The 10,259-nt window shown below is 72.9% G+C and carries 11 protein-coding genes; 3 read left to right on the top strand and 8 right to left on the bottom strand.

Annotated elements, in window-relative coordinates; all coding sequences use genetic code 11:
- The 4 genes from G3I42_RS14370 to G3I42_RS14355 form a co-directional block, all read right to left on the bottom strand.
- A partial coding sequence (locus G3I42_RS14370; protein WP_203606804.1) for a glycoside hydrolase family 3 protein occupies window positions 1-1,666 on the bottom strand: 1,666 nt, incomplete at its 3' end.
- A gap of 122 nt (window positions 1,667-1,788) precedes the next feature.
- Entirely contained in the window at window positions 1,789-2,700 is a 912-nt protein-coding gene (locus G3I42_RS14365; RefSeq protein WP_239096443.1) for a carbohydrate ABC transporter permease, read from the bottom strand.
- A complete protein-coding gene (locus G3I42_RS14360; RefSeq protein WP_164285997.1) occupies window positions 2,697-3,602 on the bottom strand; it encodes a sugar ABC transporter permease in 906 nt (301 codons plus the stop codon). The genes G3I42_RS14365 and G3I42_RS14360 overlap by 4 nt, the downstream gene beginning before the upstream one ends.
- 15 nt (window positions 3,603-3,617) lie before the next feature.
- Window positions 3,618-4,913 carry an extracellular solute-binding protein gene (locus G3I42_RS14355; protein ID WP_239096442.1) on the bottom strand — a complete coding sequence of 432 codons (1,296 nt, stop codon included), beginning with the start codon at window positions 4,911-4,913 and terminating at the stop codon, window positions 3,618-3,620.
- A gap of 192 nt (window positions 4,914-5,105) precedes the next feature.
- Between G3I42_RS14355 and G3I42_RS14350 the strand changes: the two genes are divergently transcribed.
- Both G3I42_RS14350 and argJ read left to right on the top strand, forming a co-directional pair.
- A complete protein-coding gene (locus G3I42_RS14350; RefSeq protein ID WP_203606803.1) occupies window positions 5,106-6,158 on the top strand; it encodes a LacI family DNA-binding transcriptional regulator in 1,053 nt (350 codons plus the stop codon).
- 145 nt (window positions 6,159-6,303) lie between these two features.
- Window positions 6,304-7,494 carry a bifunctional glutamate N-acetyltransferase/amino-acid acetyltransferase ArgJ gene (gene argJ / locus G3I42_RS14345; RefSeq protein ID WP_164285995.1) on the top strand — a complete coding sequence of 397 codons (1,191 nt, stop codon included), beginning with the start codon at window positions 6,304-6,306 and terminating at the stop codon, window positions 7,492-7,494.
- A 66-nt stretch (window positions 7,495-7,560) separates the two neighbouring features.
- Here the strand turns inward: argJ and G3I42_RS14340 are convergent, their stop codons facing one another.
- From G3I42_RS14340 to G3I42_RS14330, 3 genes are read right to left on the bottom strand one after another with little or no spacing between them, the layout of a single operon-like run.
- Complete coding sequence (locus G3I42_RS14340; protein ID WP_164285993.1) at window positions 7,561-8,028, bottom strand: Clp protease N-terminal domain-containing protein; 468 nt, start codon at window positions 8,026-8,028, stop codon at window positions 7,561-7,563.
- Between the two features lie 19 nt (window positions 8,029-8,047).
- Window positions 8,048-8,251, bottom strand: a complete 204-nt coding sequence (locus tag G3I42_RS14335; protein ID WP_164285991.1) for a helix-turn-helix domain-containing protein — start codon at window positions 8,249-8,251, stop codon at window positions 8,048-8,050.
- Window positions 8,252-8,308: 57 nt separating this feature from the next.
- Window positions 8,309-9,103, bottom strand: coding sequence for an SDR family oxidoreductase (locus tag G3I42_RS14330; protein ID WP_164285989.1), 795 nt, complete (start codon window positions 9,101-9,103; stop codon window positions 8,309-8,311).
- A gap of 180 nt (window positions 9,104-9,283) precedes the next feature.
- On the opposite strand from G3I42_RS14330, the gene G3I42_RS14325 reads away from it, so the two are divergent.
- Window positions 9,284-9,493 (top strand): CsbD family protein, encoded by a 210-nt coding sequence (locus tag G3I42_RS14325; protein ID WP_164285987.1) that lies wholly within the window; start codon window positions 9,284-9,286, stop codon window positions 9,491-9,493.
- Window positions 9,494-9,601: 108 nt separating this feature from the next.
- Here the strand turns inward: G3I42_RS14325 and G3I42_RS14320 are convergent.
- Window positions 9,602-10,259, bottom strand: a 658-nt coding sequence (locus G3I42_RS14320) for a TerD family protein (protein ID WP_203606802.1), incomplete at its 5' end; no start/stop codon positions are given.

Raw genomic sequence — 10,259 nt, 5'->3', positions numbered from 1 at the left:
ACGCCTGCACGAGCGCCCCCGCCTCCGCCGCCGCCCGCCCCAGCGCGTAGGGGCGCCCCGCGAGCAGCACCCCGACCACCGGCGTGCCCGTGTCGAGCAGCGCGTCCAGCAACTCCTGCTGCACGCCGGGGAGTCGGAGCGAGGGCGCGTCGCAGCCCTCGCCGCTCGTGCCCCGGCCGAAGAGCCCGGCGCGGTCCCCGAGCGCGGCGATCACGACATCCGCCCCGCGCGCCGCGTCGAGCGCCGCCGCGAAGCCCTCCGTGCCGCCGGTGTCGATCCCGCACCCGGCCACGGCGACGACATCGCTGTCCGCGAACTCCGCCGCCACCGCCTCGTACAGCGTCGGCAGCGCGATGCCCGGAGCGAGGTCCGGGTGCGCGCCGCCGACGTGCACGGGGAAGGCGTAGCAGCCGAGCACCGCGAGCGGCGCCCCGGCCTGCGGCCCGATGACGGCGATGCGGCGCGGCGCGGCGAGCGGCAGCACGGGGCTCCCGTCGGAGGCCGCGTTGCGCAGCAGGACGAGGGACTCGGCGGCGAGCCGCGCGGACAGCTCCCTGTGCTCCGGCGGGTCGAGGTCCACCGTGCCGCGTACGGTCTCGGCGCTCAGCTCGCCGCGCCCGCGCAGCGAGGGCGGTACGGGGTCGAAGTCCGCGTCGAGCAGGCCGAGTTCGGCTTTCTGCCGGAGCACCCTGCGCACCGCCTCGTCCACCGTCGCCTCGTCCACGAGCCCGGCGTCGAGCGCGGCGAGGAGCGGGGCGCCGTAGGCGTCCACGGTGGGGAGTTCGACGTCGACGCCCGCGCGGAGCGCGAGGGCCGCCGCCTCGGCGCGGTCGGCCGCGACGTGGTGCAGGGACTGGAGGAAGGCGACGCCGAAGTAGTCGGCGACGACCGTCCCCTCGAAGCCCCACGTCTCGCGCAGCAGCCCGGTGAGCAGCGCCTGATCCGCCGCGCTCGGCACCCCGTCCGTGTCGGTGTAGGCGTGCATGACGGACCGGGCCCCGCCCTCGCGCAGCGCCGCCTCGAAGGGCGGCAGGACGACGTCGGCGCGCTCGCGCGGGCCCATCGACACGGGGGCGAGGTTGCGGCCCGCGCGCGAGGCCGAGTAGCCCGCGAAGTGCTTGAGCGTCGCGACGATCCCGGCCGACTCCAGCCCCCGCACGTACGCGGCGCCGACCCGCCCGACGAGGTACGGGTCCTCGCCGATCGTCTCCTCGACCCGCCCCCACCGCAGGTCGCGTACGACGTCGAGCACGGGTGCGAGCCCCTGGTGCACGCCGACCGCGCGCAGCGAGTCGCCGATCGCGGCCCCGACCCGTTCGACCAGCTCCGGGTCGAACGAGGCACCCCACGCGAGCGGTACGGGGAACGTCGTGGCGCGCCAGGCGGCGAAGCCCGCGAGGCACTCCTCGTGCGCGAGGGCGGGGATGCCGAAGCGGTTGCCCGCGATGACGCGGGCCTGCGTGCGCAGCAGCGAGAGCGCGCCGAGCCCGGGGTCGACCGGGGCGGTGCCGAAGGGGCGGGTGAGCTGGCCGAGGCCGTGCGGGAGGAGGTCGTCGAGCGCGGGCGGGGCCTGCATGTCGTGCTGGTGCGGGGCGACCTCGCCGCCCTCGGGCGAGGCGCCGACCCACAGCCCGTAGAGCTGCGCGGTCTTCTCCTCGCGGGTCATGGCGGCGAGCAGCGACTCGACACGCGCGGCGCGCTCGCGGGAGAGGCGCGGTGCGGGCGCGGTGGGTGCTCCGTTTTCGGCCGGGGGTGCGGGGACGGCGGTCTCGGGGATCACGCGGGCGGTCACTTTCCTCCCACGCCCATCAGGCCCTGGATGAGGGCCCGGCGGGCGAACAGGTACACGAGCAGGACGGGCAGGGTGGAGAGGACGACGGCGGCGAGCAGCCCGGGGATGTTCACGCCGTACTGGGTCTGGAAGTTGTAGAGGCCGAGCGTGACGACCTTGGTGTCCTCGGACTGCGTGAGCACGAGGGGGAAGAGGAAGCCGTTCCACGCCTGGAGCGCCGAGAACACGACGACGGTGGAGAGCCCGCTGCGCGAGAGCGGCAGGACGAGCCGCCGGAAGACGAGCCACGTGCTCGCGCCGTCGAGCGTCATCGCCTCGTACAGCTCGCCCGGGATCTCGCGCATCGTGCCGGTCAGGACGAGGGTGCAGATGGGCAGGCAGAACGCGGCGGTCGGCAGGATCACGCCGATGAGGTTGTCGTACAGACCGGCTTTCGAGATCACGTAGAACATCGGGATGATGACGGCTTGCGCGGGCACCGCGAGCCCGAGGAGGAAGAGCCGGAAGACGCGCAGCGTCCCGGGGCGCGCGCCGCGCACGACGGCGAAGGCGAGCGGCGGCACGAGCAGCAGGACGAGCGCGACGACGCAGACGGTGACGACGGCGGTGTTGAGGAAGTAGCGGCCGAAGCCGTTGTCGAAGACATCGAGGTAGTTGTCGAGGGTGAGGTGCCGGGGCAGGCCGAGCGGGCCGCTCTTCTGGTAGTCCGGGCGGGACTGGAGCGTCGCCGCGAGAAGCACGTACAGCGGCAGGCCGACCAGGACGAGCCAGACGAGCGAACCGAGGCCGGCGAGGAAGTTGGGACGCTCGCCGGGACGCCGGGTCCGGGCACGCCTCGGGACCCGGGGGGTTCGCGGGGGGCGCGGGGTCTGTGGCGCGGGTGCCTGACGGGGGGCGGTGAGGCTCATATCCCCTCCTGCGTGCCGGTCATCCTGTCGTAGCCCGAGAGGCGCACCACGATGAGCGAGATGAGGGTCGCGACGAGGACGAGGAGCAGGGCGACCGCCGAGCCCGTCCCGTAGTCGAAGCTCTTGAACGCCTTGTCGTACATGTAGTACGCGGTGATCGTCGTATCCGTGCCGGGGCCGCCCTGCGTCAGGATCAGCACGGTGTCGAAGGTCGTGAGACCGCCGACGACCATGAGGATCACCGAGGTGATCACCGAGTTGCGCAACTGCGGCAGCGTCACGTGGAAGAACTGCCGCCAGCGGCCCGCGCCGTCGATCGCGGCCGCCTGGTAGAGGACTTCGGGGATCGCGCGGGCCGCGCCCTGGTAGATGAGCGTGTGCAGCGGGGTGAACTGCCAGGCGGCGACGAAGACGAGCACGCCGATCGCCGTGGACTGCTTGCCGAAGAGGTTCCCGTCGCCGAAGAGCCACCCCAGCTCGGACGGGATGCCGAAGTTCGGGTCGAGCAGCGCGCGCCACAGGACCGACACGGCCGTCGCCGAGAGCAGCAGCGGTACGAAGAAGATCGCGGACAGGACGGCCCGGTTGCGCTGTTTGCCCGCCGCCCACACGCCGAGCGCGATGCTCAGCGGGGTCTGCACGACGACGCCGAGCAGCGTGAGCAGGACGGAGAGCCACAGGCTGTGCAGGAGCACGGGGTCGTCAAGGAGCTTGCGCCAGTTGCTGAGCCCGTTGAAGTGCGGGGTGTCGAGCCCGCTCCAGTCGGTGAAGGCCAGGACGGCCACGAGCAGGAGCGGGACGAGCGCGAAGAGCGTGAAGAAGACGACGGCGGGGAGGGTCCAGGCGACGCCCGGGCGGGCGGCGAACCGCCCGGCCCGGGACGCGGTGGGTGGTGAGGTCATGGTTTCGGCCGCCGTTCAGGAGGTGGTGAGCGCCTGCATGGCCTTGATGAAGCCGTCCGCGTCGAGCTGCCCGTTGGTGAACTGCTGGACGGCGCGGTAGATCGGCGTCATGTCGGCCGGCGGGTACGCCTGGTCCCAGGAGAGCTGGAAGGACGGGGCCTTGCCGACGAGGTCGAGCTGGTACTTGGCGTAGGCGGGGTCGTCGGTGGAGTCCAGGAACTTCTCGGTGTTCGTCGTGGTCGGCAGGTTGCCGATCGCGAGCTGCTGCTTGACGAAGCTGTCGGAGTACATGAGCTTGAGGAACTGCGCGATGGCGTCCGGGTGCTGGGCCTTCTTCGTCACCGAGTAGAAGTTGTTCGTGTTCCCGACGATGTCCGCCGGGTCGCCCTTGCCGCCCGCGACGCTCGGGAAGTTGGTCCAGCCGATGTCCTTCAGCACGCCCGGATTCGCGTCCTTGACCGTCGAGTACTCCCAGGAGCCCATCAGCTCGAAGGCCGCCTTGCCGCTCGCGAGGAGCTGCGCGGTACCGCCGTCGGTCTGCTTGGCCGAGTCGTAGCTGCTCCCGAAGCCGCCCGCGTCGACCAGCTCGCGCAGCATCGACAGCGCCTTCTTGCTCTCGGGGCTCTCCCAGGCGCTCTTGTCGCCCGAGAGCGCCTTCTCGAAGAGCCCGGGGCCCGCGACACGGTCGTAGAGGTACTCGAACCACATGAGGGTGGGCCACTTGTCGCCGCCGCCGAGCGCGAAAGGCGTGACCTTCTTCGCCTTGAGCGCCTTGACGACGTCGAGCAGTTCGTCCCAGGTCTCCGGCGGCTTCACGCCCGCGTCGTCGAGGACCTTCTTGTTGTGGAAGAGCAGCACGGGCTGCGTGCCGCGCATCGGGATGCCGTAGTGCTTCCCGTCCACCTTCGCGGTGTCGAGGACCGAGGGCAGGAAGTTCTCCTTGAGGCCCGCGTCCTTCGCCATCATGTCGTCGAGCGGGCGGAGCAGACCGGCCTTCACGAAGGGCTGGATGCTGCCGCCGCCCCAGTTGAAGAAGACGTCCGGCGCCTGCTTGGTGTTGATGATCGTCTGGAGCTTCTGCTGGTAGTCGGCGCCGGGGATGGTGTCGAGCACCGCCTTGACCTTCGAGGTCTTGTTGAACTCCGCGACGATCTTCTTCTCGACCTTGTTGCCCGCGTCGCCGTAGACGAGGACGTGGAACTCCTGCTTCCCGCCCGAGGAACCGCTGTCCCCGCCACAGGCGGTGAGGCCCATGCCGAGGGCGAGTACCGCGATCCCGGCGACCGCGCGCGGGAACCTCATCGGCTTCATCGGCTTCGTCCCCCGCGCCGGCGCATGCTGCATCGCCATCATCGACAGCCCTTTCGAAAGTGTCGGCATCTTTGCCGAAAGTCTTCTGCGGCAGGACGGTAGAAGGGCCGGGGTAAGCGGTCAATGGAGGGGTGCGAGCGCGACCAAACCGTTATGCGCGAGCGGGATCGCGCGTGTTCTATCCTTCGTCCCATGCGAGCTGAGAGCCCCGAGGGCACAGAGACCGCGCGCGCCGAGGAGCGCGGAGCGGGCCGGATCACGCTGGCCCAGGTGGGAGCGCAAGCGGGCGTCTCGCTTTCGACAGTTTCGAAAGTCCTCAACGGCCGCCCCGATGTGGCCGCCCCGACGCGGCGCAAGGTCGAAGAGCTCCTGGAGGAGCACGGCTACCGCCGCCCCGCGCCGACCCCGCCGGAGGCGCCGCTCCTGGAGATCGTCTTCCACGAACTCGACAGCACGTGGTCGATGGAACTGATCAGGGGCGTGCAGAACGTCGCCAACGCGCAGGGCATGAGCGTCGTGCTCACCGAGACGGGCACCCGGCACTCGCCGGGCGCCGACTGGGTCGAGGGGGTGCTGCGCCGCCGCCCGCTCGGCGTCGTCCTCGTCTTCTCGACGCTGCCCGCCGACCTCAAGAAGAAGCTGTGGTCGCGGGCGATCCCCTTCGTCATCGTCGACCCGGCCGGGGACCCCGAGCCCGACGTCCCCTCGGTCGGCTCGGCGAACTGGGCCGGAGGGCTCGCCGCGACCCGCCACCTCATCGAACTCGGCCACCGCAGGACCGCCGTCATCACGGGACCCGAGGACATGCTCTGCGCCCTCGCCCGCCTCGACGGCTTCCGCTCGGCGCACAACATGGCCCGCATCACGCCCGACCCGGCGCTCATCCGCTTCGGCGACTTCCACGTCTCCTCGGGCCACCGGCACGCCCTCGACCTGCTCGACCGCCCCGACCGCCCCACCGCGATCTTCGCCGGCTCCGACCTCCAGGCCCTCGGCGTCCTCGAAGCGGCCCGCGTCCTCGGCCTGCGCGTCCCGCACGACCTCTCCGTCGTCGGCTACGACGACATCCCCCTCGCCCAGTGGTCCAGCCCCGCGCTCACGACGGTCGACCAGCCCCTCGAACAGATGGCGGAGGAGGCGGCGCGCATGCTGCTGCGCCTGCGGCGCGAGGAGGAGGGCGAGACACGGATCGAACTGGGGACGCGGCTCGTGGTGCGGGGGAGTACGGGGGCGCCGGGGGTGTAGGGGGCGGGGGCTTGCGGGGGTACGGGGGCGGGGCGGCCCGCGTGCGGCGGCCCGTGTGCGGCGCGCTCCCGCGTACGGCGCCCCCGCGCGCGGCGGACCGTAAACCGGTGGACTTCCCTCTGCCCGTACCGCAAACATATGCGCCATGACGCATGATCATGCATCCGTGCCCGCCGCCCCCGCGCCCCTCGCCTGGCCCCTCGGCTTCCGTGCCCTCACCGCCCACGGCGGTCTCCGCGCCGAGGGTGACGACCTCTCGGCCGTCGTCTCGGACCGTCCCGCCGTCAGTGCCGCGATGTTCACGCGCAGCAGGTTCGCCGGGCCGGCCGTGCTCCTGAGCCGTGCGCACGCGGCGGGGCGGGGGCTGCGGGCCGTCGTGACGCTCGCGCAGAACGCGAACGTGGCGACGGGCGCGGAGGGTGAGCGGCACGCGGCGGAGGTCGTGGCGCGCCTCGCGCCCGTACTCGGCGTGCCCGCCGAAGTGGTGCTGCTCGGCTCGACCGGCGTGATCGGCCGCCCGCTCCCGATGGCCGCGCTCAGACCCCGTCTCGCCGCGCTCGGCCCCACCGCCTTCGGCGCCGCGCCGCTCGGCGTCGCGCGCGCCATGATGACCACCGACACGCGGCCCAAGACCGCCGAACGGCGCGTCGGGGCCGCGCGGCTGGTCGGGGTCGCGAAAGGCGTCGGGATGCTGGAGCCCGACATGGCGACGATGCTCGCGTACGTCTTCACGGACGCGGAACTCGCTCCCGGCACACTCGACGCGGCCTGGCGCGCGGCCGTGGACGACAGCTTCCACTGCCTGAGCGTCGACACCGACACCTCGACCTCGGACACGGCGGCGATCCTCGCCAACGGCGCGGCGGGCCCGGTGGACGAGGCGGCCTTCGCGGCGGCCCTGCGCGCACTGTGCCTCGATCTCGTACGGCAGCTGGCGCGCGACGGCGAGGGCGCGACGAAGCTCCTGCGGGTCGAGGTGCGCGGGGCGCGCGACCGCGCCCAGGCCCGTACCGTCGCCAAGAGCGTCGTCAACTCGCCGCTCGTGAAGGCCGCCGTGCACGGCGCCGACCCCAACTGGGGGCGGGTCCTGATGGCGATCGGCAAGAACACCGACGACACGGACATCGACCCCGCGCGCGTCACCGTCCGCTTCGGCGCCCTGCCCGTCCATCCCGCCGAGCCCGGCGCCGCGACCCTCGCCGCGCTCACGGAGATCATGCGGCGCGAGGAGGTGACGATCGGCGTCGGGCTCGGGATCGGGGACGCGGCGGCGACGGTCTACGGGTGCGACCTGTCGGCGGGGTACGTACGGATCAACGCGGACTACACGTCCTGACGGGCCCCGCGGCGCTGCGCCTCCCGTGGTGCGCCCCGCCGCGCCCAGCCTCCCGGGGGCGCCGCGCTACGCCTCCCGTGGTCCCCGCAGGCCCGCCCGGACGGTGGCGCGGTCGACGCCGAGCCGGTCCAGGAGGTCGGCGGCCGGGTCGGGGCGGTCGCGGTCGAGCAGGGCGAGGAGGAGGTGTTCGGGGGTGATGTGCCGGGCGCCCGCGCCGCGCGCCTCGCCCAGCGCGCCCGGGATGACCGCCCGGGCGCCCGAGGTGAAGGGGGTGCGCTTGCGGGACGCGGGGATCGCCGGGCGGGCGACGCCGTGCGCGTCGATGCCGAGTGCCGCGAGCGCCGCCAGGTCGAGCGCGTCGAGCGCGGCGCGCGCGGATGCGGAGTCGGTGCCCAGGGCCTCGGCGGGACCCGGCTGCCCGAGCACGCCGAGGAGGAGGTGTTCGGTGCCGATGCGGCGGTCGCCGCGCTTGCCCGCCTCGCTCGCCGCGTCGACGACGGCGGCCTTGGCGCCCGGTGTGAAGTGTTCGAACATGGTCGTCTCACTTTCCGTACTAGTGGCCGTACTTGGTGTGGACGGACTGCCGGGAGACGCCGAGGGCGTCCCCGATCTGCTCCCAGGACCAGCCCTGTTCCCTGGCCCGTGCGACGGCCGCCGCCTCGACCTGCTCGCCGAGCCTGCGCAGCGCGCCCACGGCCCGCAGGCCCACGGCGGGGTCCTCGGAGCGGAGAAGCGCGGAAATGTCTCCCGTTTCCATGTCTGTCAGTTTGGGTTGACGCCCTGCCGCTTGTCAACCCAGCCTGACGACCTCGTGTCACGTCCGCAGGTACGAGGCCCCGTTCAGGTCCATGACGGTCCCCGAGGCCCACGTCGCGGCGGGGGACGCGAGCCACAGCACCGCTTCCGCGATCTCCTCCGGCTCCGCGACCCGCCCGAACGGGCTCTGGGCGCGGATCGCCTCGCCCTCCGCGCCGCTCAGCCGGTGCGCCACGCGTTCCGTCGCGAAGAAGCCGGGCGCCACCGAGGCGACCGCGATGCCGTGCGGGGCGAGCGCGAGGGCGAGCGACTGGCCGAGCGCGTGGACGGCCGCCTTCGTCGCCCCGTACGCGGGGTGCGCGGGCTCGCCCCGGAAGGCACCGCGCGAGCCGATGTTCACGATCCGGCCGCCGCGCCCGCCCGCGACCATGTGCCGGGCCGCCTGGTGGCTCAGGTGCGCGGTGCCGAGCAGGTTGACGGAGACGTGCGCCTGCCAGGCGGCGACCCACTCCTCGTACGGGGTCTCCAGGGGCGGGTGCGGGGTGTTGACGGCGGCGTTGTTGACGAGCACGTCGAGGCCGCCGAGCCGCTCCGCCGCCGTGGCCACGACCGCCGCCGCGCCCTCGGGCGTCGCGAGGTCGCCGGGTACCACGACATGTCCTTCGCCGGGCAGCTCCGCCGCTGTCGCCCGCGCCTCGTCCGCGTGCGTACGGCAGTGCAGCGCGACCGTGTCGCCCTGCCGCGCGAAGGCCCGCGCCAGCACGGCGCCGAGGCCGCTGCCCGCGCCCGTCACGAGGACGCGGCGCCCGGAGGCGGGGAAGGGGAGGGGGGCGGTGTCCGGTTGTTCGCTCATCGCACGACCGTATCGAGCGCGGTGCGCGCGCTCGGCGACGGCTCCGAGGGATGGGCTCGGGGTGACGGGTTCGGGGTGACGGGCTGGCGGGAGACGGCTCGAACGGACAAAAGGTGCGTACGGGATTAATCTGAACGTTCGTGTCGGCGAGAGCCGTCCCTGCGGAAGGAACGAAGAGCGATGAGCGACGAAAGCGCTATGGACAAGCTGAAGGGCAAGGCCAAGGAGGCGGTCGGCAAGCTCACCGGCGACCGGCGCAAGGAGACGGAGGGGAAGACCGACCAGGCCAAGGGCGGGGCGAAGGACACCATGGACCAGGTCAAGGACCGGGCCCAGGGCGTCAGGGACTCGCTGAAGGGGAACGAGCGGAGCGGGGACGACAAGGGCTGAGCCCCCCGTGCCCGTTCGCCGGGCGTTCGGCGGGCCGCCGCCCGCGTGTGCGCTCGCTTCCGTACGAGGGACCCGTACGGGCTCCCCGAACGGAAGCGAGCGCGCCGCTCACAGCGCCTTCGCGGCCGGCTTCACCATCTCGCGGACCGTACGGGCCTTCGCGAACTCGCCGATCGCCGTCATGTCCCACTCGCCGGAGAACTGGCGGACGAGCTTCGCCATCATGACGCCCGTGCGCGCCTCGGCGTTGGTGAGGTCGAAGCGGACGAGTTCCTCGTTCGTCGCCGCGTCCACGAGGCGGCAGTAGGCCTTCGCGACCTCCGTGAACTTCTGCCCCGTGAACGAGTTGACCGTGAAGACCAGGCCCGAGACCTCCTGCGGGATGCGGCCCAGGTCCACGACGATCACCTCGTCGTCGCCCGCGCCCTCGCCCGTCAGGTTGTCCCCGGAGTGCTTGACGGCGCCGCCGAGGATCGACAGCTTGCCGAAGTAGCAGGCGTCGACGAGGTCGCGCTGGGGGCCGTAGGCGATGACCGAGGCGTCCAGGTCGATGTCCTTGCCCCGGTAGGCGGGCTCCCAGCCGAGGCCCATCTTGACCTTGGCGAGCAGCGGGGCGCCGCCCTTGACGAGCGAGACCGTCTGGTTCTTCTGGAGGCTCACCCGGCCCTTGTCCAGGTTGATCTTCCCGGCCCCGGGGGCGGGCGGCGCCGGGGGCGCGGCGGGGGCCGAGGGCGCCGGGGCCGCCACGGGCGCGGAGGGGGCGCTC

It is taken from the genome of Streptomyces sp. SID11385 (assembly GCF_010548245.1).
Taxonomy (GTDB): Bacteria; Actinomycetota; Actinomycetes; order Streptomycetales; family Streptomycetaceae; genus Streptomyces.
This window is presented reverse-complemented; position numbering and strand designations above follow the sequence as displayed.

Bases quoted from the DNA above. Each gene is read 5' to 3' on its own strand.
- G3I42_RS14365 (WP_239096443.1), bottom strand. From the start codon at position 2,700: ATGAGCCTCACCGCCCCCCGTCAGGCACCCGCGCCACAGACCCCGCGC.
- G3I42_RS14360 (WP_164285997.1), bottom strand. From the start codon at position 3,602: ATGACCTCACCACCCACCGCGTCCCGGGCCGGGCGGTTCGCCGCCCGC.
- G3I42_RS14355 (WP_239096442.1), bottom strand. From the start codon at position 4,913: ATGAAGCCGATGAGGTTCCCGCGCGCGGTCGCCGGGATCGCGGTACTC.
- G3I42_RS14350 (WP_203606803.1), top strand. From the start codon at position 5,106: ATGCGAGCTGAGAGCCCCGAGGGCACAGAGACCGCGCGCGCCGAGGAG.
- argJ (WP_164285995.1), top strand. From the start codon at position 6,304: ATGACGCATGATCATGCATCCGTGCCCGCCGCCCCCGCGCCCCTCGCC.
- G3I42_RS14340 (WP_164285993.1), bottom strand. From the start codon at position 8,028: ATGTTCGAACACTTCACACCGGGCGCCAAGGCCGCCGTCGTCGACGCG.
- G3I42_RS14335 (WP_164285991.1), bottom strand. From the start codon at position 8,251: ATGGAAACGGGAGACATTTCCGCGCTTCTCCGCTCCGAGGACCCCGCC.
- G3I42_RS14330 (WP_164285989.1), bottom strand. From the start codon at position 9,103: ATGAGCGAACAACCGGACACCGCCCCCCTCCCCTTCCCCGCCTCCGGG.
- G3I42_RS14325 (WP_164285987.1), top strand. From the start codon at position 9,284: ATGAGCGACGAAAGCGCTATGGACAAGCTGAAGGGCAAGGCCAAGGAG.